The sequence below is a fragment of the Mesorhizobium sp. M0045 genome, assembly GCF_040323385.1.
Classification (GTDB): domain Bacteria; phylum Pseudomonadota; class Alphaproteobacteria; order Rhizobiales; family Rhizobiaceae; genus Mesorhizobium.
This window is the reverse complement of sequence record NZ_JAMYUY010000002.1, coordinates 86,016-110,701: the sequence shown is the minus strand read 5'-3', so window position 1 is coordinate 110,701 and position 24,686 is coordinate 86,016. Positions and strand designations below refer to the sequence as shown.

At 64.5% G+C, this 24,686-nt stretch carries 22 protein-coding genes; 14 read left to right on the top strand and 8 right to left on the bottom strand.

Annotated features, from left to right (window positions below; genetic code table 11):
- The first annotated feature begins 161 nt into the window (after window positions 1-161).
- From NKJ72_RS03240 to glcF, 5 genes are all read left to right on the top strand, one after another.
- Complete coding sequence (locus tag NKJ72_RS03240; protein WP_352475828.1) at window positions 162-1,496, top strand: DUF3422 family protein; 1,335 nt, start codon at window positions 162-164, stop codon at window positions 1,494-1,496.
- 137 nt (window positions 1,497-1,633) lie between these two features.
- Window positions 1,634-3,130: an FAD-linked oxidase C-terminal domain-containing protein gene (locus NKJ72_RS03235; RefSeq protein ID WP_352475827.1), complete on the top strand. Its 1,497-nt coding sequence runs from the start codon at window positions 1,634-1,636 to the stop codon at window positions 3,128-3,130.
- A gap of 222 nt (window positions 3,131-3,352) precedes the next feature.
- Entirely contained in the window at window positions 3,353-4,609 is a 1,257-nt protein-coding gene (locus tag NKJ72_RS03230) for an FAD-binding protein (protein WP_352475826.1), read from the top strand.
- The gene (locus tag NKJ72_RS03225; protein ID WP_352475825.1) at window positions 4,606-4,989 is read left to right on the top strand and encodes a DUF4870 family protein; all 384 of its coding nucleotides are present in this window, start codon (window positions 4,606-4,608) and stop codon (window positions 4,987-4,989) included. Before NKJ72_RS03230 ends, NKJ72_RS03225 begins: the two co-directional genes overlap by 4 nt.
- Window positions 4,990-5,057: 68 nt before the next feature.
- Complete coding sequence (gene glcF, locus NKJ72_RS03220; protein ID WP_352475824.1) at window positions 5,058-6,389, top strand: glycolate oxidase subunit GlcF; 1,332 nt, start codon at window positions 5,058-5,060, stop codon at window positions 6,387-6,389.
- 12 nt (window positions 6,390-6,401) lie between these two features.
- Here the strand turns inward: glcF and NKJ72_RS03215 are convergent, their stop codons facing one another.
- Both NKJ72_RS03215 and NKJ72_RS03210 read right to left on the bottom strand, forming a co-directional pair.
- A complete protein-coding gene (locus NKJ72_RS03215; protein WP_352475823.1) occupies window positions 6,402-7,322 on the bottom strand; it encodes a bifunctional 5,10-methylenetetrahydrofolate dehydrogenase/5,10-methenyltetrahydrofolate cyclohydrolase in 921 nt (306 codons plus the stop codon).
- 268 nt (window positions 7,323-7,590) lie between these two features.
- Complete coding sequence (locus NKJ72_RS03210) at window positions 7,591-8,325, bottom strand: L,D-transpeptidase (RefSeq protein ID WP_352475822.1); 735 nt, start codon at window positions 8,323-8,325, stop codon at window positions 7,591-7,593.
- 222 nt (window positions 8,326-8,547) lie between these two features.
- Here NKJ72_RS03210 and NKJ72_RS03205 point away from each other — a divergent pair, with 222 nt between their 5' ends.
- The gene (locus NKJ72_RS03205; protein WP_352475821.1) at window positions 8,548-9,183 is read left to right on the top strand and encodes a DNA-3-methyladenine glycosylase I; all 636 of its coding nucleotides are present in this window, start codon (window positions 8,548-8,550) and stop codon (window positions 9,181-9,183) included.
- A gap of 4 nt (window positions 9,184-9,187) precedes the next feature.
- Here NKJ72_RS03205 and NKJ72_RS03200 read toward each other — a convergent pair whose 3' ends face one another.
- Window positions 9,188-9,442: a hypothetical protein gene (locus NKJ72_RS03200; RefSeq protein ID WP_352475820.1), complete on the bottom strand. Its 255-nt coding sequence runs from the start codon at window positions 9,440-9,442 to the stop codon at window positions 9,188-9,190.
- A gap of 228 nt (window positions 9,443-9,670) precedes the next feature.
- Here NKJ72_RS03200 and hisS point away from each other — a divergent pair, with 228 nt between their 5' ends.
- From hisS to NKJ72_RS03170, 6 genes are all read left to right on the top strand, one after another.
- Window positions 9,671-11,233 (top strand): histidine--tRNA ligase, encoded by a 1,563-nt coding sequence (hisS, locus tag NKJ72_RS03195; protein WP_352475819.1) that lies wholly within the window; start codon window positions 9,671-9,673, stop codon window positions 11,231-11,233.
- Between the two features lie 178 nt (window positions 11,234-11,411).
- The gene (locus NKJ72_RS03190; protein ID WP_352475818.1) at window positions 11,412-12,533 is read left to right on the top strand and encodes an ATP phosphoribosyltransferase regulatory subunit; all 1,122 of its coding nucleotides are present in this window, start codon (window positions 11,412-11,414) and stop codon (window positions 12,531-12,533) included.
- Window positions 12,530-13,231: an ATP phosphoribosyltransferase gene (gene hisG / locus NKJ72_RS03185; RefSeq protein WP_352475817.1), complete on the top strand. Its 702-nt coding sequence runs from the start codon at window positions 12,530-12,532 to the stop codon at window positions 13,229-13,231. The genes NKJ72_RS03190 and hisG overlap by 4 nt, the downstream gene beginning before the upstream one ends.
- Window positions 13,232-13,629: 398 nt before the next feature.
- Window positions 13,630-15,396, top strand: coding sequence for an AMP-binding protein (locus tag NKJ72_RS03180; protein WP_352475816.1), 1,767 nt, complete (start codon window positions 13,630-13,632; stop codon window positions 15,394-15,396).
- A gap of 61 nt (window positions 15,397-15,457) precedes the next feature.
- Window positions 15,458-15,679: a cysteine rich repeat-containing protein gene (locus NKJ72_RS03175; RefSeq protein ID WP_352475815.1), complete on the top strand. Its 222-nt coding sequence runs from the start codon at window positions 15,458-15,460 to the stop codon at window positions 15,677-15,679.
- Between the two features lie 392 nt (window positions 15,680-16,071).
- Window positions 16,072-17,175 carry a calcium:cation antiporter gene (locus NKJ72_RS03170; RefSeq protein WP_352475814.1) on the top strand — a complete coding sequence of 368 codons (1,104 nt, stop codon included), beginning with the start codon at window positions 16,072-16,074 and terminating at the stop codon, window positions 17,173-17,175.
- A 26-nt stretch (window positions 17,176-17,201) separates the two neighbouring features.
- Here NKJ72_RS03170 and NKJ72_RS03165 read toward each other — a convergent pair whose 3' ends face one another.
- From NKJ72_RS03165 to NKJ72_RS03155, 3 genes are read right to left on the bottom strand one after another with little or no spacing between them, the layout of a single operon-like run.
- On the bottom strand, window positions 17,202-17,369 hold the full coding sequence (locus tag NKJ72_RS03165) for a hypothetical protein (RefSeq protein WP_352476083.1): 168 nt from the start codon (window positions 17,367-17,369) through the stop codon (window positions 17,202-17,204).
- Between the two features lie 12 nt (window positions 17,370-17,381).
- A complete protein-coding gene (locus tag NKJ72_RS03160; protein WP_352475813.1) occupies window positions 17,382-18,086 on the bottom strand; it encodes a hypothetical protein in 705 nt (234 codons plus the stop codon).
- A gap of 33 nt (window positions 18,087-18,119) precedes the next feature.
- Window positions 18,120-19,367: a coiled-coil domain-containing protein gene (locus NKJ72_RS03155; protein ID WP_352475812.1), complete on the bottom strand. Its 1,248-nt coding sequence runs from the start codon at window positions 19,365-19,367 to the stop codon at window positions 18,120-18,122.
- Between the two features lie 502 nt (window positions 19,368-19,869).
- Here NKJ72_RS03155 and NKJ72_RS03150 point away from each other — a divergent pair.
- Complete coding sequence (locus NKJ72_RS03150; RefSeq protein ID WP_352475811.1) at window positions 19,870-20,472, top strand: cupin domain-containing protein; 603 nt, start codon at window positions 19,870-19,872, stop codon at window positions 20,470-20,472.
- A 66-nt stretch (window positions 20,473-20,538) separates the two neighbouring features.
- On the opposite strand, the gene NKJ72_RS03145 is transcribed toward NKJ72_RS03150, so the two are convergent.
- Window positions 20,539-21,447, bottom strand: a complete 909-nt coding sequence (locus tag NKJ72_RS03145) for a hydrogen peroxide-inducible genes activator (protein WP_352475810.1) — start codon at window positions 21,445-21,447, stop codon at window positions 20,539-20,541.
- A 148-nt stretch (window positions 21,448-21,595) separates the two neighbouring features.
- Here NKJ72_RS03145 and katG point away from each other — a divergent pair, with 148 nt between their 5' ends.
- The gene (gene katG / locus NKJ72_RS03140) at window positions 21,596-23,794 is read left to right on the top strand and encodes a catalase/peroxidase HPI (RefSeq protein ID WP_352475809.1); all 2,199 of its coding nucleotides are present in this window, start codon (window positions 21,596-21,598) and stop codon (window positions 23,792-23,794) included.
- A gap of 81 nt (window positions 23,795-23,875) precedes the next feature.
- On the opposite strand, the gene NKJ72_RS03135 is transcribed toward katG, so the two are convergent.
- Window positions 23,876-24,553, bottom strand: a complete 678-nt coding sequence (locus NKJ72_RS03135; protein WP_254819333.1) for an MIP/aquaporin family protein — start codon at window positions 24,551-24,553, stop codon at window positions 23,876-23,878.
- Window positions 24,554-24,686 lie beyond the last annotated feature (133 nt).

Here is a 24,686-nt window from a genome sequence, read left to right as displayed (position 1 = left end):
GCGTCCTCTGGTGATTGCCTCTAGAGCAATTCCAGGAAAAGTGTGAAACGGTTTTCCGTCCGGAATTGCGCAGAATCAAAGAGATAGAGCGGTTCGGCGTTTCCGTGAACAAGAGAGACATCATCGCCAAAAAGGGCTCAGAGAAGCCCGGGGGACCAGCCGTGCCAGACGCCGACCCGTCCAACCTCGAATTCCAGCTGCGCGCCAAAGCCGTGGGCGGCACCGTCATGGGCTTTCCGGCGCATGAAGGTCGGCCGGGCGCCCTCGGCGAGGTCCACGCCCGGCCGCATCCGCTGGTCGAAAAGCCGCGCGTGCTGGTGCAGCTTTCCTTCATGACCGAAGCTGGATCCGGCGTCGATCAGGCCGTGCTTTCCGAATTGTCGCGACGCCTCGGCATCGCCGCGCCCGACCCTCACGCCCGCCACCACGCGATGAAATGGGGCAAGGGCTCGCTGCGCTGGGAACGGCACACGGAGTTCTCGACCTACCTCTGGGAAGGACCGCTCGCCGAAAACGGCAGAGGGCAAGAAGACACACCCTTCGGCAACGGGTTTTCGCCGCCGGGAACGGTGATTTCCGGCATTAGGCTCGAAATCCGCAAATGGACGCCGGCGAACGAGAGGCTGATCGCCGGCTTCGACCCGACCAGCCTGTGCTACTCGCTGGTCGAGCGCGGCAACGCCGCCATCGTCACCGATTTCCGCCAGGACGGCGACGGCTTGACCCGCATGCTGGTGCTCGACCGCGGCCTGACCCCGGCGCGCACCGGGGCACTGTCACAGCGGCTGATCGACATCGAGACCTACCGCACGCTGGCCATGCTTGGGCTGCCGTTGGCGCTGACGCTGTCCGGTCGCGCCCGCCGCATCGAAGACAGGCTGGCTCAGACCACCTTGGAAATGAAGGTCGCCGAGACCCGCGACAGCCAGACGCTACTTGCCGACTTGACCGAACTGGCCGCCGAGCTGGAGGCCGATGCCGCCTCCAGCCTCTACCGCTTCGGCGCCAGCCGCGCCTATGACGGCATCGTCCGCGAACGGCTGGAAGCGCTCGATGAAGAGGCGGTGCCCGGCTACGACACCTGGGGCGGTTTTCTGCAGCGCCGCGTGGCGCCGGCGATGCGTACCTGCCGTTCGGTCGAGGAGCGTCAGGCCAACCTGTCGACGAAGCTCACCCGTGCCACCACGCTGCTGCGCACCTGGGTCGACGTCGAGGTCGAGAAGCAGAACCGCGATCTCTTGGCATCGATGAACAATCGTGCCCGCCTGCAATTGCGGCTGCAGCAGACGGTGGAGGGCCTCTCGGTCGCCGCTGTCTCCTACTATGTCGTCGGCCTCATCGGCTACGTCGCCAAGGGCGCCTCGATCTTCGGCCATGCCTTTGCGCCGGAAATGGTCACCGCCGCCTCGGTGCCGCTCGCCGTCGTGCTCGTCTGGTGGGGCGTGCGCCGCGTCCGCCGCATGCACTCCGAACCAGGCAAGCAGCCCGGCGAATAGTGAAGGGCGGAGCGGCAGATTGCCGCTGCGGAAGGCTGTCCCGGCCATAGGCCTCCCAACCCGGCCAACGCGGCATTTGCAAGCGACCGCCGTCGCTGGTAAAAGATTTTTACCAGTCGATCTGAAGGAGGCTGTCGATGTCCGGCCTTGCCATGCCGAAACCAGACGGCACCACGATGCGCCGGCGCGACGAGATCGTCGCCGACATGCGCATCATCGTGCCGGGCGAGGGCGTCGTCGACGCCGCCAATGCCATGCGCGCCTTCGAGAGCGACGGGCTCACCGCCTACCGGCAATTGCCGCTCGTCGTGGTGCTGCCGCAGACCGTGGCGCAGGTATCGCGCGTGCTGAAATATTGCAGCGATCGCAACATCCGCGTCGTGCCGCGCGGTTCCGGCACCTCGCTGTCCGGCGGCGCGCTGCCGCTCCAGGACGCGGTGCTGCTGGTCATGAGCCGCTTCAACCGCATCCTCGAGATCGATTTTCAGAACCGCGTCGTCGTCGCCCAGCCCGGCGTCACCAATCTCGGCATCACCACTGCCGTCGAGCAGGAGGGCTTTTACTACGCCCCCGATCCATCCTCCCAGATCGCCTGCTCGATCGGCGGCAATGTCGCGGAAAATTCCGGCGGCGTGCACTGCCTGAAATACGGTCTCACCGCCAACAATGTGCTCGGCATCGAGATGGTGCTGATGAATGGCGAGGTGGTGCGCCTCGGCGGCAGCCATCTCGACGCGGAAGGCTACGACCTGCTCGGCGTGATGACCGGCTCCGAAGGACTGCTCGGCGTCGTCACCGAGGTCACCGTACGCATCCTGAAGAAGCCGGAGACGGCGCGTGCCCTGCTGATCGGTTTCCCGACCAGCGAGCAGGCCGGCCAATGCGTTGCCGACATCATCGGCGCCGGCATCATCCCGGGCGGCATGGAGATGATGGACCGTCCGGCCATCCACGCCGCAGAGGATTTCGTTCAGGCCGGCTATCCCCTGGATGTCGAGGCGCTGCTGATCGTCGAGCTGGACGGGCCGGGTGTCGAGGTCGATCACCTGATCGGCCTGGTCGAAGCCATCGCCTATAGGAACCGCTCGACCACATGCCGCATTTCGCAATCGGAGCAGGAGCGGCTGAGTTTCTGGGCCGGCCGCAAGGCGGCTTTCCCGGCGATCGGCCGCATCTCGCCCGACTATTACTGCATGGACGGCACCATACCGCGCAAGGAACTGCCGCGCGTGCTCGCCGGCATGCGCGAACTGTCGGAGAAATACGGGCTCGGCGTCGCCAATGTCTTCCACGCAGGCGACGGCAATCTGCACCCGCTCATCCTCTACGACGCGAATGAGCCGGGCGAACTCGGCAAGGCGGAAAGCTTCGGCGCCGACATATTGCGGCTCTGCGTCAAGGTCGGCGGCGTGCTGACCGGTGAGCACGGGGTCGGCGTCGAGAAGCGCGACCTGATGCCGGAAATGTTCAACCAGATCGACCTCGACCAGCAGATGCGCGTCAAATGCGCCTTCGACCCCAACCATCTGCTCAACCCGGGCAAGGTGTTTCCGCAGCTGAGGCGATGCGCCGAACTCGGGCGGATGCACGTGCATCGCGGGCAGCTGGCATTTCCGGACATTCCGAGGTTTTGAGGGTATGTTGGCGCTTGGACACCCCCCTCTGTCCTGCCGGACATCTCCCCCGCAAGGGGGGAGATTGGCTGCTTCAACGTCCTGCTCGCCTTCAAGCGTTGATGGTTGGCGAAAGCCTAAGCGACATCGGATCTCACCCCTTGCGGGGGAGATGTCCGGCAGGACAGAGGGAGGTGGGAAGGATCGCGGCTTCTCGTCATTTACGACTGGCGGTTCTGCCGCATGACCACCTTCACCCCGACCACATCAGCGGAAACCCTCTCCACCATCGCCTGGGCCGCAGCGGAAGACTCGCCGCTCGAAATCCTCGGCCACGGCTCCAAGCGCGGCATCGGCCGGCCGCAGCAGAGCGAGCATACGCTCGACCTGTCGAAACTCTCCGGCGTCACGCTCTATGAGCCGGCCGAGCTGGTGCTGTCGGCCAAGGCCGGGACGCCGCTGGCAGAGATCGAAAGCCTGCTTGCCGAAAACGGCCAGCAACTGGCCTTCGAACCGATGGATTACGGCCCGCTGCTCGGCGGCAAGCCGGGACGAGGCACCATCGGCGGTGTGCTTGCCGCGAACCTTTCCGGGCCGCGCCGGCTGAAGGCCGGTGCTGCGCGCGACCACATTCTCGGCATATCTGCCGTTTCCGGGCGCGGCGACGCCTTCAAGTCCGGCGGCCGCGTGGTCAAGAACGTCACCGGCTATGATCTGTCCAAGCTGATGGCCAACAGCTGGGGCACGCTGGCGGTGTTCACCGACGTCACCTTCAAGGTGCTGCCTGCCGCCGAGACCGAAGTCACGCTCGCCATTCGCGGCCTGCTCGACGATCATGCCGTCGCCGCCATGGCGCTGGCGCTTGGTTCCAGCGCGGAGGTGTCGAGCGCTGCCCATCTTCCCGAACGGGTCGCAGCTAGGGTGGCCAGCGGCAGTCTCGGCAGCGATGCGGCGACGCTGCTGCGCATCGAGGGCTTCGGCCCGTCGGTCGCCTACCGCATTGCCGCGCTGAAAGACCTGCTGAAAGACGCTGGGCCGCTGCAGGAGATTTCCGGTTCGGTGTCGTATTCGGTCTGGCGCGACATCCGCGACTGCGCGCCGTTCGCCGATGGCGGCGAAAGGCCTGTGTGGCGCGTCTCGATGGCGCCGTCACAGGGCCACCAGATGGTGCTGGCGCTGCGCATGCAGGCCGCGGTCGACGCCTTCTACGATTGGCAGGGCGGGCTGATCTGGCTGCGCATGCAGCAGGACGATCCCGAGGCCGGCCTGTTGCGCGGCCTCATCAGAAGACATGGTGGCGGCCATGCGACGCTGGTGCGCGCAACCCCCTCGCACCGCGCTGCCGTTCCCGTGTCCGAACCGCAAGCGCCGCAACTGGCAGCACTGTCGGCCCGGCTGAAGGCCGAATTCGATCCGAAGAACATCCTCAATCCCGGCCGTATGGCGCCGGGCGCAGCCTCTGCTACTCTCGCCGCGGCAACCCAGGGAGGAGCACAATGAGCGATCCAGGCCAAAACGGTACGTCACGCCAGACCGACCGCTGGCTAGAGCCCGGCCCGACCAACGCGCTGGTCATCTACATCCTGTACCTTGCCGGCCTAGCCATCGGCGTCAGCGGCATTGTCGGTATCGTCCTGGCCTATATCAACCGCGGCAAGGCCGGCGGCTTCGTCGAGAGCCATTACACATTCCTGATCCGCACCTTCTGGATCGGCCTGCTCTATGCGCTGATCTCGGCGCTGCTGATGGTCGTGGTCATCGGTGTCGTGCTGATTTTCGCCGTCGCCGTCTGGTTCATCGCCCGCTGCATTCTCGGCCTGCAGGCGCTGCAGCGCGGCGAAGCGGTCAAGAACCCGGAAAGCTGGTTTCTAGGATTATGAGCGTGATCCCCAAACGTGGGTACCGGTTTTGGGAAAAGATCATCCTCAAACGGTAAGGATTTGTTTACGTGCAGACCAATTTCTCAGCTGCCCAGCTCGCCGACGCGCATGTCGCTGAATCGGAAAAGATCCTGCGCAAATGCGTGCATTGCGGCTTCTGCACGGCCACCTGCCCGACCTATGTGACACTCGGCAACGAGCTGGATTCGCCGCGCGGCCGGATTTACCTGATCAAGGACATGCTGGAAAATGGCCGGCCGGCCGACAAGGAGATCGTCACCCATATCGACCGCTGCCTGTCCTGCCTCGCCTGCATGACCACCTGCCCGTCGGGCGTCAACTACATGCATCTGGTCGACCACGCCCGCGCCCATATCGAGGAGACCTACAAGCGTCCTCTGGCCGATCGTCTGACCCGCGCCATGCTGGCGTTCGTGCTGCCTTATCCCTCGCGTTTCCGCGCGGCGCTCAAGCTGGCGAAGCTCGGCCAGCCATTCGCCGGCCTGTTTGAGAAAATCCAGGCCTTGAGGCCTCTGGGCGCCATGCTCAAGCTCGCACCCGCGTCGGTCCCGGCAGTCTCGCCGATGGCCTCGCCGGGCGTCCATGCGGGGCAGGGCCCGAAGAAAAATGGCCGCGTCGCCATCCTCACCGGCTGCGCGCAATCCGTGCTCGATCCCGGCATCAACGACACAACGATCTCGCTGCTGACCAGGCTCGGTGTCGAGGTCGTCGTACCCGAAGGCGAAGGCTGCTGCGGCGCGCTTGTGCATCACATGGGCCGCGAGGCGGCTGCCCTGACGTCGGCCAGGCAGAATGTCGATGCCTGGACGCGCGCCATCGAGCAAGGCGGGCTCGATGCCATCGTCATCACCGCGTCAGGTTGTGGCACCACGATCAAGGATTACGGCTTCATGATGCGCCTCGATCCGGCCTATGCCGGCAAGGCGGCGCGCGTCTCGGCGCTGGCCAAGGACATCACCGAATATCTCGTGAGCCTCGACCTGCCCGAGCCGGTGCGCAAGCCGGGCACCATTGTCGCCTATCACTCGGCCTGCTCGATGCAGCATGGCCAGAAGATCACCCGCCAGCCGAAGGAGCTTCTGGCCAAAGCCGGCTTCGTCGTGCGCGAGCCGCGCGAGGGGCATCTCTGCTGCGGTTCGGCCGGCACCTACAACATCCTGCAGTCCGGCATTTCGGCGACGCTGCGCGACCGCAAGGTCAGGAATATCGAAGCGACCGGTGCTGACATCATCGCCACCGGCAATATCGGCTGCATCACCCAGATCGCCTTTGCCGCGAAGCTGCCGGTGGTCCATACGATAAAGCTGCTCGACTGGGCCTATGGTGGGCCGAAGCCCGAAGGCGTTCGCGAAGAGAGGGCGGTTGTCGCGGCCGAGTGATCCGCCAGTCGTCTACTCGGCCGCCAGCCTGTCCGCCGTGCCGTAGGTTGCCTGGTAGCGCGCGCGCTGGCGGCTGAGCGCCACCATAGTGTTGCGCAGCAGGATCGCCACGGTGATCGGGCCGACGCCGCCAGGCACCGGCGTGATCCACGACGCGACATGCCTGACGCTCTCGGCATCGACGTCGCCGACGATGCGGCTCTCGCCGTCCGGCCCGATCTCCGAATTGATGCCGATATCGATGACGGCCGCACCCGGCTTGACCATGTCGGCCTTGATCAGCCGCGGCTTGCCGACGGCGACGAACAGCGCGTCGGCGCGGCGTGCGTGTGCCGCCACCGAGCGCGTCATGTGATGGCAGACCGTCACCGTCGCGCCTTCGCTCATCAAAAGGAAAGCGATCGGCTTGCCGACGATCTCGGAATGGCCGACGACCACCACTTCGAGCCCCTTCAGGTCGAGGCCGGTTTCCTTGAGCAGTTCGACCGAGGCAGCCGCCGTGCAGGGCGCCAGATCGAGCTGGTTGTAGACGATGTTGCCGATCGAGGCCGGATGCATGCCCTCGACGTCCTTGAGCTGATGCACCGCCGCCTGCAGCGTCTTGATCGGGATGTGCACCGGCACCGGTCGCTGGATGATGATGCCGGTGACGCGCGGGTCGGCGTTGAGGCCGTGGATCGCCGCTTCGAGTTCGCCGGCAGTGATGTCGGCGCGAAAGCGCCTTTCCTCGAAGCCGATGCCGGCAAGCCCCGCCTTGGCGCGCTGGTTGCGGACATAGACGTCGACCGCCGCTGTGTCGCCGACGGTGATCGACACCAGCTTGGGCGGAAAGCCTTCGGCGGTGGCGATCGCCGCGTCCTCGCGCACGCCGGCGATGATGCGTTGGGCCACCGGGCCGCCTCGGAGATAGCGGCTGTCGTCGGAGAGGGTCATCGAGATAGGGCCTTTGTCTGGAACTTTAGCCGCCACATAGCAAAGCAACCGCGAAAAGGCAGTGCGAAAAACGAACCGCCATGCCCGTCGCGCGACGTGCCGGCGAAATCTTCCCGTCAATTCTTGCTGGCGTTGGCGGAAACAAAAAGGGCAGCACGGCTTGCCGCGCTGCCCTTTCGTGACTGGCCGCATCCCCACACGGCCCGTCCCCCGTTATTCAATACTCCCGAGGCTTCTGAGCAGAATCATCGGTGAGGTCAACCGCAGATTACATCACTACAACCGTCGTGCCAACATTGACCCGCTCGTAAAGGTCGACCACGTCCTCGTTGCGCATGCGGATGCAGCCCGACGACACCGCGCCGCCGATCGTCCAGGGCTGATTGGTGCCGTGGATACGGTACTCGGTCGAGCCGAGATAGAGCGCGCGTGCGCCGAGCGGGTTTTCCATGCCGCCGGCGAGGTAGGTCGGCAGATAACGGCCCTTGGCGGCCTCGCGGGCGATCATCACCGCCGGCGGCCGCCAGTCCGGCCAGACGCGCTTGTTGGTGATCTTGTGGGTGCCGGACCATTCGAAGCCCGGCTTGCCGGTGCCGACGCCATAACGCCGCGCCTTGCCGTTCTTCTCGACCAGATAGAGGAAATTCTCTCGCGTATCGATGACGATCGTGCCCGGCTTCTGCGGGCCGTCATAGGCGACTTCCTGCGGCAGATAGATCGGGTCGATCTGCGGCCGCATGATCATGCGCTTGGCCGGTGCCTGCACCGCAGCGGTGCGCAGCTGATCCGGTTCGGCCTGGCGCCGGTAGCGCCGTTGCGGCTGCGCCTCTTGCCGGCTCTGCCGCACGATGCCCGGCGCATGGCCGAGCTGCAGCACCCAGGGCGCCGAAAGGTCGGGGCTGACCACCACCGGCGGCCTCTCGGCATAGCGGTCGTTGGCATTCGCGGTACCGGCGGCAAGCACGGCCGCGGCGCCGAACAGTGGGAACAAGAATATCTTCATCGCAACGCACCTTGATCGTCGAACATGCCGGGGTGCAAAGCCTCCCCGATTTCGCCGACATTGGGCGCGAAGCGGCAACCGAAACATGAATCGGAATGCGTAAAATGCCGATCTGTCAGTAAAGCTTTTGGTGTGGTTACCGCCCGGTTCAGGAATCTGGTAAAGCCGCGGTAAAGGCCGCGTCAAAACGCGTTAACGCCAGGACAAGAACGGAATTCCTCCATGGACGAAAAGACAGGTCTGCTTGCCGGTCCCGACGGCATCGCCCGCTGCTTCTGGCATGGCAATCTGCCGGATTACCTGCACTACCACGACCACGAATGGGGCCGGCCGGTCGCCGACGACCGCCGGCTGTTCGAGAAGATCTGCCTCGAAGGTTTTCAGTCGGGCCTGTCCTGGCTGACTATTTTGCGCAAGCGCGACAATTTTCGCGAGGCCTTCGCCGGCTTCGATGTCGACAAGATCGCCGCCTTCAACGACGCCGATGTCGAGCGCCTGCTCGGCAATGCCGGCATCATCCGCCATCGCGGCAAGATCGTGTCGACGATCAACAACGCCAGACGCGCCCGCGAGCTCATCGACGAGGTCGGCTCGCTGGCGGCATGGTTCTGGAAGTTCGAGCCCGGCCCCGACGAGCGGCCCGAGATCGTCGATCTCGCCCATCTGCGCGCCAACCCGACGACGGCCGTCTCGGTCCGCATTTCGAAGGAGCTGAAGAAGCGCGGCTGGAGCTTTGTCGGTCCGACCACCGTCTACGCCTTCATGCAGGCGATGGGGCTGGTCAATGACCATCTCGAGGGCTGCGTCTGCCGCGAGCCGGTCGAGGCGGAGCGGAAAGCCTTCAAGCGGCCGAAATAGCGGCTCAGGCGCCGCCGGCGCCGGCGAGGAAAAACCCGGCGAGGATGGCCGCCAGCGCGGCGAACACCGGATAGATCACCAGCAGGCCGGTTATCAGCACGTCGCGCATGGTCGGCCCGTTGCGCTGTTGCGCCGCGATCTCGAACGGTCCCGCGAATTGCTTCGTCGCCTTCGGCGCATGATTGTCGGCCGGCCGCAGCCGGACCGAGGCGTCGCGTGCGCCGCTATCGATGATGTCGAACTTCTGTAGCGTGGCCATGGGCCCGAACCCCTTGTTTCGGCGCGCTTATCGGCCCGGATTGTGTCTGCACGATGCCGCGCGCATGGCGCAATTGTTTCAGCTTCTTTTTCTTGCCTTCTCCCACAAGGGGGAAGGAGAAGCGCAAACCCTTGCCGCTCCCGGCTGCATCGGTTAGGACACCGGCGCCGTGGAAATCGCTTATTTAGCCGATCCCCGGAACGCCACGAAACACCGAGTACCCATCCCATGGCCGACAAATCCGAAAAGATGAAAGCGCGGCTGCCGCGCGGCTTTGTCGACCGCGGTGCCGCCGACCTGCGCGCCGTCGAGAAGATGATGGCGACGATCCGCTCGGTCTTCGAGCTTTACGGTTTCGAGCCGGTCGACCAGCCGCTGATCGAATATACCGACGCGCTCGGCAAATTTTTGCCAGACCAGGACCGGCCGAACGAGGGCGTGTTCTCGTTCCAGGACGACGACGACCAGTGGCTGTCGCTGCGCTACGATTTGACCGCGCCGATGGCGCGCTTTGTCGCCGAGAATTACGAGCGCCTGCCGAAACCCTATCGCAGCTATCGCTCCGGCTGGGTGTTCCGCAACGAGAAGCCCGGTCCCGGCCGCTTCCGCCAGTTCATGCAGTTCGACGCCGATACCGTGGGCACCCCGGGCGTTGCGGCCGATGCCGAGATGGCGATGATGATGGCGGACGTGATGGAGGCGCTGGGCATCAAGCGCGGCGACTACGTCATCCGTGTCAACAACCGAAAAGTGCTCGACGGCGTGCTGGAGGCGATCGGCCTCGGCGGTGACGAAAATGCCGGGCGCCGGTTGACGGTGCTGCGGGCGATCGACAAGCTGGACAAGCTCGGCGTCGAGGGCGTGCGCCTGCTTTTGGGCGCCGGGCGCAAGGACGAGAGCGGTGATTTCACCAAGGGCGCCGGGCTGGACAATACGCAAATCGACGTTGTCATCAGCTATTTCACAGTCATGGCGCAGCATGATCCCGAAAAAATTGTCCAGACACTGGGATCCATCAACCCCGGTGTCAGCAATCTTTTCGAGGAAAGGAAACTCGAACATCTGGGCATCACGAACGCCTCGTTTGTTGAGGGTCTTGCAGAGTTGGAGCAGATAAGAACCATGGTCGCACAAAGCGGCTACGGTGAGGATCGCATTCGCATCGACCCCTCCGTCGTGCGTGGCCTCGAATATTACACCGGCCCGGTCTACGAGGCCGAGCTGCTGGCCGAAATCCCCAATGAGGACGGCCAGATCGTGCGCTTCGGTTCGGTCGGCGGCGGCGGACGTTATGACGGTCTCGTCTCGCGCTTTCGTGGCGACCCGGTGCCGGCGACGGGTTTTTCCATCGGCGTCTCACGCCTGATGACGGCGCTGAAGAACCTCGGCAAGCTCGATACTTCCGATGTCATCGCGCCGGTCGTCGTGCTCACCATGGACAAGGATACGGAAAGCCTCGGCCGCTACCAGAAGATGGTGGCCGAGCTGCGCGCCGCCGGCATCCGCTCGGAAATGTATCTCGGCGGCGCCGGCATGAAGGCGCAGCTGAAATACGCCGACCGCCGCGGCAGCCCCGTCGCTGTCATCCAGGGCGGCGACGAGCGCGCCAAGGGCGAGGTGCAGATCAAGGACCTGATCGAGGGCGCACGGATGTCGGCCGAGATCGCCGATAACGCCGAATGGCGCGCCGCACGGCCGGCGCAGGTGACGGTGGCGGAGAGTGAACTGGTTGCCGAAGTGAAGAAGATACTTGCGGCGCAGGCGGCTGACCGCGCGAAGGGTGGCGCGTGAACACCCCCCTCTGGCCTGCCGGCCATCTCCCCCGCAAGGGGGGAGATTGGATGTCGCGCCTGCTTTCGCCAATCTCCGGCGTAGGAGAAAAGGTGCCGGGGCCCAAGCTGCCGATCTCCCCCCTTGCGGGGGAGATGTCCGGCAGGACAGAGGGGGGTGCCTCGCGCCCAACCGATCAATGACCTCCCGCTACCCCGCCGTCGCATCCGACATCACCAAGCTCTTCGCCGCGCGCAACACCCATGCGGTCGAAGTCGCCGTGCTGCAGCCGGCCGACCCGTTCCTCGACATGGCCGGCGAGGATTTGCGCCGCCGCATCTTTCTCACCGAAAGCGAGACCGGGCAGACGCTTTGCCTGCGGCCGGAATTCACGATTCCGGTCTGCCTCGACCACATTGCCAGCCAGGCCGGCACGCCGCGCCGCTATTCCTATCTCGGCGAGGTGTTTCGCCAGCGCCGCGAGGGCGGCAACGAATTCTTCCAGGCCGGTATCGAGGACCTCGGCGACCGCGACACGGCCGCCGCCGACGCCCGCTCGCTGGCCGATGCGCATGCGCTGCTTTCGCTGGTGCTGCCCGGCCGCGAGCTGGTGGTCACGCTCGGCGACCAGACCATCTTCGAGGCGGTGCTGGCAGCGCTCGGCCTGCCGCGCGGCTGGCGCATGCGGCTGGCGCGTGCCTTCGGCTCGGCGGCTATGCTGGAGGCAGCCCTTGCCGACCTCGCCAATCCGCCGCGCAACAGCCAGCTCGCCGGCGCGGTCGCCGCCCTTGTCCTTGATGGCGATCTGGACGCTCTTTCGGCGCATATCGCCGGCGGCATGGAAGAGGCCGGCCTGTCGGCAACGGCCGGGCGTTCGCCCTCCGAAATCGCGGGGCGCCTGGTCGAGAAGGCCGAATTGCGCAGCGTGCGGCTGTCGAACGAGGCATTTGCGGCGCTGAAGGGGTTTCTGGCGATCGACGTGCCGCTCGACAGCGCCGCCGGGGCGCTCGAAAGCTTTGCCGCCGATGCCGGCCTTTCGCTGGGCGCCGCGCTGGACAATTTTGCCGCCCGCGCGGCGGCCATCGAAAGCCTCGGCCTGCCGATGTCTGAAATCCGCTACGACGCCGCCTTCGGCCGCCCGCTCGATTACTACACCGGCCTGGTCTTCGAGATCGCGGCGCAGGATGGCGACCGGCCGCTCGCCGGCGGTGGCCGCTACGACCGGCTGCTGACGCTGCTCGGCGCAAAAACGCCGATCCCCGGCGTCGGTTTTTCCGTCTGGCTCGACCGCATCGAGGCGCTGCGGGAGAAGGCGCCATGATCACGCTGGCGCTGCCGTCGAAGGGCCGGCTCAAGGAGCAGGGGCTGGAGGTGCTGGCCAAGGCCGGGCTTGCCGTCAGCCTGCCCGGCGACGAGCGCAAATACCGCGCCCGTATCGATGGCATGGACGGCGTCGAAATAGCGTTCCTGTCCGCCTCAGAGATATCAAGCGAAATCGGCCAGGGCTCGGTCGATCTCGGCATCACCGGCGAGGATCTGCTGCGCGAAAACCTTGCCGATTGCGAGGCGCGCGCCGAAATCATCGCCCGCCTCGGTTTCGGCAATGCCGATGTCGTCGTCGCCGTGCCCGACATCTGGCTCGATGTCGACACCATGGCCGACCTCGACGACGTCGCCGCCGACTTCCGCCAGCGCCATGGCCGGCGGCTCAGGATCGCCACCAAATACTGGCGCCTGACCCAGCAGTTCTTTTCGCAAAAGCACGGCATCCAGGTCTATCGCATCGTCGAAAGCCTGGGCGCCACCGAGGGCGCGCCGGCGGCCGGATTGGCCGATATCGTCGTCGACATCACCACGTCAGGCTCGACGCTGCGCGCCAACCATCTCAAGGTGCTGGCCGACGGGCTCATCCTGCGCTCGCAGGCCTGCCTCGTCGCGTCGCGGAAGGCGCGCGCGGCGGCGGACGAGGCCGTGTTGCGCGATATTGCGGGCAGGATGGCGGCGGTGGAGACAGGCTGACGCCGCCGATCTCCCCCCTTGAGGGGGAGATGTCGCCGAAGGCGACAGAGGGGGTCGGTACGTCTTGACGCGACTCTCCTGACGGACAGAACAGGCTGGAGCTCCACGCGCGGCGACCCCCTCTGGCCTGCCGGCCATCTCCCCCTCGAGGGGGGAGATAAGCAGCTACGCCGACCCGAAGCGATTTCCCTAAAGCACAGCAATTTTGTTCTTGCTTTGTGCCGGCAGCTATGCTACTAATCTCGCTATGGTGCCAATTGGCCCAGAAGACCCGCCCGCCGAGGCGGGTTTTTTGTTTTTGGCCCTGACAGGCGAGTTCCAGCGCAAGCCCCACCATCGACGGGATTTCCACCACCCCGCGGGGCTGATAGGCTCGGCTGTCTGCGGAGGACACGGCGATGCCGATCAATCTCGACGAGTTGAAGAATGCCACCAGCCTGCGCGGCAAGCGCGATGGCGGCTCGTTCATTGCGCCGGTCGACGGCACGGCACATGTCTCGGGCGAGCGCAGCGTGCCGCTGCTCAACCTGACGATCCCGGCGCTGTTTGCCGATACGGTCAGCAAATACGGCACGCTCGATGCCGCCGTCTTCGTCGAGCAGGACAAGCGCTTTACCTGGGAGGAACTCTCGGAGACCGTCGATGCGCTGGCCGCCGGCTTCCTGGCGCTCGGCCTCGAGAAAGGCGATCGCGTCGGCATCTGGTCGCCGAACCGCTGGGAATGGCTGGTGACGCAATTCGCCACCGCCCGCATCGGCCTGATCCTGGTCAACATCAACCCGGCCTACCGGCTGGTCGAGCTGGAATATGCCTTGAACAAGGTGGCTTGCCGAGCGCTCGTCACCGCCGCCAAGTTCAGGAGTTCCGACTATCTCGGCATGATCGAGACGCTGGCGCCGGAGATCGCCACGGCCACCCCCGGCAAGCTCGACGCCAGCAAGCTGCCGGCGTTGAAGATCGTCATCCGCATGGACGAGGAGAGTTCGCCGGGCATGTTCAATTTCGCCGACGTGCTGGCGATGGCCGGGCGCGACGAGCATGACAAGCTCGACCGCATCTCCGACGGGCTGAAACCGGGCGATGCCATCAATATCCAGTTCACCTCAGGCACGACCGGCGCGCCGAAGGGCGCAACGCTGACCCACAACAACATCGTCAACAACGGCAATTTCGTCACCGCGGCGATCCGGCTTACCGTCGACGACCTGCTGTGCATCCCGGTGCCGCTCTACCACTGCTTCGGCATGTCGATGGGCACGATGGGCTGCGTCACCAAGGGCGCGACCATGGTTTTCCCGAGCGAGGGGTTCGATGCCGGCGCCACGCTGAAGGCGGTGGCAACGGAACGCTGCACCGCGCTTTACGGGGTGCCGACAATGTTCGTCGGCCTGCTCGACCACCCGGAGTTCGCCTCCTTCGATCTCACCAGCCTGCGCACCGGCATCATGGCCGGCTCGCCATGCCCGATCGAGGTGATGAAGAAGGTGGTGTCGCTGATGCATATGGCCGAGGTGACCATTGCCTACGGCATGACCGAGACCAGCCCGGTGTCGTTCCAGAGCAGCGTCGACGACCCCCTGGAAAAGCGCGTCTCGACCGTCGGTCGCGTCCATCCGCATGTCGAGGTCAAGGCCATCGACGCCGAAGGCGCCATCGTCGCGGTCGGCGCGCCGGGCGAGCTCTGCACGCGCGGCTATTCGGTGATGAAGGGCTATTGGGACGACGAGCAGAAGACCCGCGAGGCCATCGACGCCGACGGCTGGATGCACACCGGCGACCTCGCCACCATCGATGCCGAGGGCTATTGCAACATCGTCGGCCGGGTCAAGGACATGGTCATCCGCGGCGGCGAGAACGTCTATCCGCGCGAGGTCGAGGAGTTCCTCTATCGCCACCCCAAGGTCAAGGAGGTGCAGGTGTTCGGCATACCCGACCCGAAATATGGCGAGGAGCTGTGCGCCTGGATCGTGCTGAAGCCCGGCCAGATCACCACCGAGCAGGAGATCAAGGCCTTCTGCGCCGGCCAGATCGCCCATTTCAAGATCCCGCGCTACATCCGCTTCCGCACCGAATTGCCGATGACGGTGACCGGCAAGCCGCAGAAATTCCTGATGCGCCAGGCGATGATCGACGAACTGGGATTGGTGACGCAGAAGACGGCGTGAGAAGGCTTGCGTCTACGCGTGACGGAGGCGTTGTTTGGGCAACATATTGAGGGGGTGTTCCATGCGGATTGGGTTAGGCGTGCTTTTCCTGGCAACGCAGCTGGCAGCCACCCCGGCGCTGGCGCAGACGGCGGCCGAGCGTGAGGCCTGCCAGGCAGATTACCAGAGATTGTGCAAGGGCGTGCTGCCGGGCGGTGGCCGCGTCGTCAAATGCCTGGCCGGTCACATGAACGAGCTGACGCCCGAATGCAGGAAGGTCGTCAAGGCCAACACGCCCGGCTAGCGCGCGAGCTTCCCTGCGGGTGACATGATGTTTCGGACCAGGGGACAGACGAGGTGTGCGGGGGCAGGAGGATTCTTGCGAAGAGGACCCTCCCCACAAGGGGGAGGGGGACTTTCGGTGGCGCCGACCTTTGCAAAATTGCCTGCGTTTCGTCGCCAAAAGGAAAGCAAGGGCGCGCGGCAGCGTTCCCTCCCCCTTGGGGGGAGGGTTAGGGTGGGGGTCCATTTTCGCAAGACTCCAAATGCGATTGCCTTTCCCCTTGAAGGGGTAGGGTACGCCGCGATTGGGCTCGTCATGACCTGTCATATGCGATTCCTCTGGATGGTCGCGGTGCGCAACAGTGGTTGCAAATCGCCCTTCCACGGGATTCGTGGGAAGGCAAAACGGTGACAATGAGTGGTTTCGCAAGATCGGCGATTTCCTACGGCATGCCGTTGGCCGCGCTGGCGATGGCTGTCGCGGTCAGGGCCAGCGGGGTGTCGGTGGACGAAGGGTCGCTGGGCACCAGGATATTTATCGGCGCGTTGTCGAGCGCGATCATGTTCATCACCATTTTCGTGGTGCTCGACCACGCCGAGGCGGTGGCCCGGCGGGTAGGCGAGCCGTACGGCACGTTGGTGCTGACCATCGCCGTGACCGCAATCGAAGTGTCGATCATCGTTTCGATCATGCTGCATGGCGCGAACAACCCGACGCTTGCACGCGAATCCGTGTTCTCGACGGTGATGATCACCTCCACCGGTGTTGTCGGCATGTGCCTGACGTTTGGCGGCTGGCGCCATCGCAAGCAGGCAATCGTGCGCCAAGGCACGAGCGCCTATCTGGCGGTTCTGGTCGCGCTGAGCGTCATGACGCTCATTCTGCCGACCTACACGCGAACCACCGATCCCGGGACGTTCTCGGCAGCTCAGCTTGGCTTCGTCAGCGTGCTTTCGGTGCTGCTGTATGCCGGTTTTCTGTTCGCGCAGACTGTCCGCCACCGCGACGATTTCATCGACGCACAAGCGCACGGCGCCACAGTGCGAACCGACGCCCACGAAAGCCTCGCCGCCGGCGCTATTCTCCTGCTGATCGGGCTGATCGGCATTGTCATGCTGGCCGAGCAAGTCGCCGCAAGCGTCGAAGATGCGCTCATTGCCTATGAGGTGCCGCAGGCCGACGCCATTGTCGGCGCGATGATCGCCGGGCTGGTGTTGATGCCGGAGGCGATTTCGGCGGTCCGTGCCGCACTCAACAACGAGCTGCAGCGCGGCCTGAACGTCGCCATGGGTTCGGCCTGCGCGACAATCGGCCTGACAATACCGGGCATAGCCGCCGCCAGCCTGCTCACCGGAAGAGGGCTGACCCTGGGGCTGCCGGCGACCGACACGGTGCTTTTGGTCCTGGCGCTTTTCATCTGCAATGTAAGCTTTAGCACCGAGAGAACGACGTTCCTGACCGGGCTGGTGCATCTGGTGGTGTTTTTTACCTGGGTGTTTTTGATATTTGTGCCGTGAGGGGGTGGGGGCGCAGATGGACTAGACTAGTTTAGAAGCTCGAAGGCGAGGTCGCCCGAAATGCCGCCGAGCCGAGATGGGATAGCGGCGATCATGAAGGTCAGCGTGCCCTCACCTCCGGCGCCACCGCCGAAGAACGCCGCCTTGTAGATGGCGAAGCGGATCGTACCGCTGTCGGCATGCAGCGCTGTCAATCAAGCTTGGTGCTATGTTATCGCAGTGACCCTGCCCGACGCATCGAGGCGGCAACTGACTTGCGCCTGCCGGACTTCGATGCCGCCTTTTCTTGCGTAGTCTATTCGCACCTCGATCGGCGCCGTGAGTGCACCCCGAAGTTGACGCAAGGCGCCTGCGCTTGCCGCGTGGACACGGACGGCGCCCAGCGGCGTTGCAGCGGCCATGATCGCCGCGCGGCAGGCTCGCACGACCGCAATCGGCGTACCGGGTTTCGGTGTCAGTGGCCCCAGAGATCCAAACGGATACCCCTTGGTGAAGTCACCCTCACCGGCTTTGGAAGGCCTGAGGACGAGTGGCAGCACGATGGATTGCCTGGCGGTCTTGGCAGAGGCAGGGGCCGTCGCTGCTGTCGAACTGTCGGGTGCGGTAGCCGCCTCGTTTTCGGCGGACGGATCGTCGCCCACACTGGCACTTGTGCTTGTGTCACCAACGTTGCCGCTGGCACCAACGCCTGCGTCGACTGATCCGTCATCTGCACCGACCGAAGCTCCAACATTTGCTCCGCCGACGCCGTCAACGCTCGTACCCGCCCCGACAGATACGCCTTGCGAACCGGCGCTCACTCCAGCACCGACCCCGACACCGCCGGCGCTACCGCCGACGCCTGCTTCAAGTGCCGAGGCAGGCCCAATTGTAGGCCCGATCACCAACGCGGCTGCGACATACTTGTTCATAGTCGTCTCCACTGCGGCCTAACGTTTCGCCCATTAGTCTTCACTCGCGCGGCTCGAGCTTTTTGATGGCCGTGTTGGAAGCAATGCTGCGGGAAGAGGTATGGTTGCCAACAGAGCAGTTTGCGGCGACTTTTGGACCTTCACTCTCTGTTTTTCCGGCAAGCCCGGTTTACGGGCTGGTTTGGCGCCCGAACGCGATAACCTGCTTGCAAGTGCACTCGCGGGGGTACGTGTTTTCGGCGCGCGCTCCACAGCCGCAGTCCGACGCTTACCCTTGACGGTATCAATTGCCTCACGCGCCGCACTGAGGCTGCGGGCTAGGCCGATAGCCCTTTCACGCTCTTGGTCGAGCGCCGCACTCAATGCTACCGAATTCTGCTTTAAAGCATCGCGTTCCTGGCGAACAATATCGAGGTCACGTACAGCTGAATCTGCTCGTTCGCGTCCCCGTTCGAATCTTTCTCGAACCTGCTTTAGAGCGGCCTCGGCCACCTGTCGGTCCCTTATGGCGTTGGCCTGCTCGACGGCTGCCAGATTTGCGCCTGTCTTCAGAGCATCGATAGTTTGGCGAGCCGTGGCAAGTTCTTGTTCCAGGAGCTCAACCTTGTGCCGCTCGTCATCAAGCGCTCGCTTCGCAGCAAGCTGGGAGGCTTCCATAGAGGGGTGCGCGCCAAGCGCGGCAGCCTTCTCGCTGTTCCAGAGACTGGCTTCAGCCCTGTAGCTTTCGATAACGTGCTGCGCCGTCTCCAGATCGAGCGCGAGCGCTTCGTCTGCTCGCTGCTGCTCTTTTAGGGCTTGTGCTTGCTGAGCCACCGTGTCTGCCAGCACGTGTGCCTGGGCGCTTAGCTCACGTATGCTGCGCTGCATAACGTCTAGCTCCGCTCGTGCTGCGGCCAATTCGCGGCGTAAAGCCTCCTCATGCTCGCCGAGCGGCGGTTGTGCGCCCTCCTTGAGTGCCTGTGTTTCGCTGAGCACCAGCTCTCTAGATAGATAGGATCCGAGCGCGCTCGGTTGTGGCTTGCCCGGTTCTTTGTCGACCTTGGTATGTTCGGAAACCACGACCGACGAGCTGTCGTTAGCTATGGCAACCGCTGGCGCTTCGGGGGCCAACTGACCATTTGCCGGAGATGCCAACAGCAGAACGAGGCATAACGGAATGAGGGACGGCACGCCGTTATACCCCCTGCCGCTTATCTCGTGAGGTAAAATCAAGGGCCGTCGTTTAATAAAGGTGAAGTCACAGCGGAGAGATTTTGACCTGGTACTCTGCACATGATTCATCACTGAACCTCACCGATCGCAGCCCTCACCGCTATTGTATTCTCCACTTACTGCACGCCGCGGCGCCGTGGATGCCGCACCAAAAAAATCAATGCTAGTGAAGCACCCTCGGCAACGCCAAAGCACGGAAATTGCGCGCAAAGGCTGTTTCCTATTTCCTTAGTTGTCATCATTCGAACAAACGGAACTTTCGGCTTTCGGGATGACCATCTTCTCTACCCAACGGCTGTGATGCGGCGCAAAGCAGCCATTCAGGCTGCGAAGGTCGACTTCGGGTCAACACCAAACCTTTCGCTGGATGGTGCGGCGCACCCGCCAGCACCGCCGCCTCCAACCCGCGGATGATCTTCGCCGGCTTGATACATTCGTCGTGCGGGACCTTGTCGCGGCACGACGCCCGCCATGACCGCCGCACCGTTCGCAGATCTCTGCCGCCAGCGGAACCGACCGGCATCCAACCGGTTAATCGGCATGAAGCTTCCACCAACCCCAAGGGCGCACCATGAGCATCCTGCAAACCACCAAGAAAGCCCTCGAGCAGGTCACCGGCATCGCCAGGCCGGACAGGCGACAGGTTGCCGACCTCCTGAGGCCGCGCAAACCAAACGCGTTTCGGTTCAGCGATGATGGCCTGGTGCCCAACCATCCGTTCTGGCCGCTTGTCGTCTATCGCGGCGCTGTGAAGCTGCCCGAAGACTTCGATCCGGCGGCCGTCATGGAGGCGCTTTTCGAAGCAAATGGCTGGGGCGATAGCTGGCGCAACGGCATCTACGGTTACGTCCACTACCATTCGCGGATACACGAGGTGCTGGGCGTTGCGCGCGGCACGGCCAAGGTCCGGTTTGGCGGCAGCAAGGGACGAACGCTGTCGCTGAAGGCCGGCGACGTCGCGGTGCTGCCGGCCGGCACCGGGCACCAGCGTCTTTCCGCATCCGACGATTTTCTGGTCGTCGGCGCCTATCCTCCATCCGGCACCTATGACCTGTGTACGACCGCTGCCGATCATGACAGGGCGGTCGTCACGATCCCCAGGGTCGGCCGGCCGCGCAAGGACCCTGTCTACGGAAGCAAAGGCCCGTTGCTCGCAGCCTGGGAAAAAGGTTGAAGTCGTTCCTTTCGAAGGGGACTTGCGGGTCCGCTTCGGAGCTAACCGGACCCAACATGCGCCGCTCTACGCCCCCAGCACCGCCGCATCCAGCCCGCGGATGACCTTGGCCAGTTCGACGCATTCGTCGTGGCGCACCTTGTTGCGCCGCCAAGCGAGGCAGATCGTGCGCTGCGGCATCGGCTCCTGGAACGGCACGATCTTCAGGTCGGGGATAGTGCTGGCCGGCCCTGCCGCCATTTCCGGGATGAGCGTGACGCCGAGCCCGTGCGCCACCATCTGCAAGAGCGTCGTCAGGCTGGTCGCGCCGTAGCTTGCCATCGCCACCGGCCGCACGCTGCCGCAGACGGCGAGCGCCTGTTCGCGCAGGCAATGGCCTTCCTCCAGCAGCATCAGCCTTTCCAGCGCGGGGCTTTCCGGCGGCACCGGCGGTGAGGCGAAGGCGGGGTCGCCGGCCGGCACGGCAAGGAAGAACCGGTCCGAGAAAAGTTCTTCGGTGACCAGGCCCGGGTAATCGAGGGGCAGTGCCGCGACGAAGGCGTCGAGCTTTCCCGAGTTGGTGTCGTCGACCAGCGACGCAGTCACCGCCTCGCGCAGTTCCAGCTGTAAGGCCGGGAAATGCCGTTTCAGCTCCGGCAGCACATGCGGCAGGAGATAGGGCGCCACCGTCGGGATGATGCCGAGCCGGAAGCGGCCTTCCAGCGCCGGGCGGCCGCGCCGGGCCGTCGCCTCGACGTCGCGGACGTCGGCAAGGATGCGCTCGATGCGCGGCAGCAAGCCCTGCGCCTCGTCGGTCATGCGCACCGCCTTGCCGCCGCGCTCGAACAGACGGCAATTGAGCCTCAGCTCCATCTCGGCGATCTGCGCGGACAGCGCCGGCTGGCTGACGCCGGCGAGCTTGGCGGCGCGGCCGAAATGCAGCGTCTGCGCCAACGCCTCGAAATAATGCATCTGCCGGACGGTCAAACCGATCATAAGAAAAACCTATCAGAATAAACAGCAAAGGCAATTTGTCTTTATCGGCCGAGCAGGCTAGTCTGGAACCATTCCAGGATGGCGCGGCTCGCTGGCCCTGCCCGGAAAATCAACAAAATCCCGGAAAATCAACAAATCGGAGGCAAAGATGGACGCGAAAACCGACGACAACAGCGCCGGCAAATGCCCGGTCCCACATGGATCGGCCAGGAGGAGCAACCGTGACTGGTGGCCAAACCAGCTCGACCTTGGCGTCCTCCACCAGCAGTCCAGCCTCTCGGATCCGATGGACGAGGACTTCGACTACGCCAAGGAATTCAAGAGCCTCGATCTCGATGCGGTGATCAGGGATCTGCACCAGGTGATGACCGATTCGCAGGATTGGTGGCCGGCCGATTTCGGCCATTACGGCCCGCTCTTCATCCGCATGGCCTGGCACAGCGCCGGCACCTATCGCATCGGCGACGGCCGTGGCGGCGCCGGCGCCGGCCAGCAGCGTTTCGCGCCGCTCAACAGCTGGCCGGACAACGCCAATCTCGACAAGGCGCGCCGGCTGCTGTGGCCGGTCAAGCAGAAATACGGCAGGAAGATCTCCTGGGCCGACCTGTTGATCCTCACCGGCAACGTCGCGCTGGAATCGATGGGCTTCAAGACGTTCGGCTTCGCCGGCGGCCGCGCCGATGTCTGGGAGCCCGAGCAGGACGTGGACTGGGGATCGGAAACCAAGTGGCTCGCCGACGAGCGCTATTCCGGCGACCGCGAACTTCACGGCCATCTCGGCGCCGTGCAGATGGGGCTGATCTACGTCAACCCGGAAGGGCCGAACGGCACGCCCGATCCATTGGCCGCGGCGCGCGACATCCGCGAAACCTTCGCTCGCATGGCCATGAACGACGAGGAAACCGTGGCGCTCATCGCCGGCGGTCACACCTTCGGCAAGACCCACGGCGCCGGTGATGCATCGCTGGTCGGCCCGGAGCCGGAAGGCGCCGGCATCGAGGCGCAGGGCCTCGGCTGGTCGAGCAAGCACGCCACCGGCATTGCCGGCGACGCCATCACCTCGGGCCTCGAGGTGACCTGGACCACGACGCCGACCAAATGGAGCAACAACTTCTTCGACAATCTGTTCAACTACGAATGGGAGCTGACCAAGAGCCCGGCCGGCGCCCATCAATGGACCCCGAAGGGCGGCGCCGGTGCAGGCACCGTGCCGGACGCGCACGATCCGTCGAAGCGTCGCGCCCCGGCGATGCTGACCACCGACCTCGCTTTGCGCGTCGACCCGGCCTATGAGAAGATCTCGCGGCGCTTCCATCAGAATCCTGATCAGTTCGCCGATGCCTTCGCCCGCGCCTGGTTCAAGCTGACCCATCGCGACATGGGTCCGGCCGTCCGCTATCTCGGCCCACTCGTGCCGAAGGAAGAGCTGATCTGGCAGGATCCGATACCGGCAGTCGACCACGAACTGGTCAGCGAGCAGGATATCGCCTCGCTGAAGGCGAAGATCCTGGCCTCCGGCCTGTCCGTCTCAGAACTGGTCTCGACCGCCTGGGCCTCGGCCTCGACTTTCCGCGGCTCCGACAAGCGTGGCGGCGCAAACGGCGCCCGCATCCGCCTGGCGCCGCAGAAGGATTGGGAGGTCAACCAGCCGGCGCAACTGGCCAAGGTGCTCGAAAAGCTCGAAGGCATCCAGAGCGAGTTCAACGCAGTGCAGTTCGGCGGCAAGAAGATCTCGCTTGCCGACCTCATCGTTCTCGGCGGCGTAGCGGCGATCGAGAAGGCGGCGAAAGACGGTGGCCATGAGGTCGGGGTGCCGTTCACGCCAGGCCGCATGGACGCCTCGCAGGAACAGACGGATGTCCAGTCCTTCGCCGCGCTCGAGCCGAAAGTCGATGGCTTCCGCAATTATGTCAGGGGCAAGCCGCCGATGTCGGTCGAAGCGATGCTGGTCGACCGGGCGCAGCTGCTGACCTTGACGGCGCCGGAGATGACGGTGCTCGTTGGCGGGTTGCGGGTGCTCGGCGCCAACACCGGTCAGTCGAAGCACGGGGTGTTCACCGACAGGCCGGGCACGTTGACCAACGATTTCTTCGTCAACCTGCTCTCCATGAACACTGTCTGGGATCCGGCGGCCGGCTCCGATGAAGTCTATGAAGCGCGCGACCGCAAGACCAGGGCGGTCAAGTGGACCGGCACCCGCGCGGACCTGATCTTCGGCTCGCATGCGCAGCTGCGGGCGCTGGCCGAGGTCTACGGGTCGGCGGACGCCAGGCAGAAGTTCGTCAGGGATTTCGTCGCGGCGTGGACCAAGGTGATGAACGCCGACCGTTTTGACCTCGCGGCCTGAGCCGGGCATACGCATTTCTCGACGCAACAAGAAAAGGCGCGGGCCTCGACCCGCGCCTTTTTTCGTTGGGCTTCCGAAAAGTCAGTCCTTCTCGAAGATACCGGCCTTGGCAACCACGCCGGCAATGGCGCCGCCGATCAGCGGCGCGACGATGAACAGCCACAGCTGGCCGATCGCCGCAGTTCCCGAAAACAGCGCCGGTCCGATCGAACGGGCCGGGTTGAGCGATGTGCCGGTCACCGGGATGATGGCGAAGTGCAGGCCGGCCAGCGTCAGGCCGATTACGAGGCCGGCGAAGGCCGTGGTGTGCTTGGCGTTGGTGACGCCGAGGATCACCGTGACGAAGGTGAAGGTGCCGATCAGCTCCCACAGCAAGGCCGAGCTGACGCCCCATTTCGTCACATCCCAGCCATTGGCGCCGAAGCCGCCGGTATGGCCGCCGACCTGTCCGGAGACGATGATCCACAGTGCCAGCGACGCGATGATGGCGCCGATGACCTGCGCTATCCAATAGGGAATGACATCCCTGGCCGGCATCCGCCCGGCGAGGAACACACCGAGCGTCACCGCCGGATTGAGGTGCGCGCCCGAAATCGGGCCGATCGCATAGGCCGCCGCGATCAGGCCGATGCCGAACGCCAGACCGATACCTTCCTGGCCAAGCGGCAGCGCGCCGCCGAAGCCGCCTGTCACCACCGAAGCCGTGCCGATGAACACCAATAGAAACGTGCCTAGAACTTCCGCCAGATAAGTCTTCATTGCCCTCTCCTCGTATCGACCCGCGGCTCCGCCTTTTCTGCGACGCGAATCACCGCGCAAAGAGTATTCGCAACCGGAAAACTTGGAAAGCAGAGCAGTTCGCAAGCCGCTATGCTTGTGAGCGCCAGACATG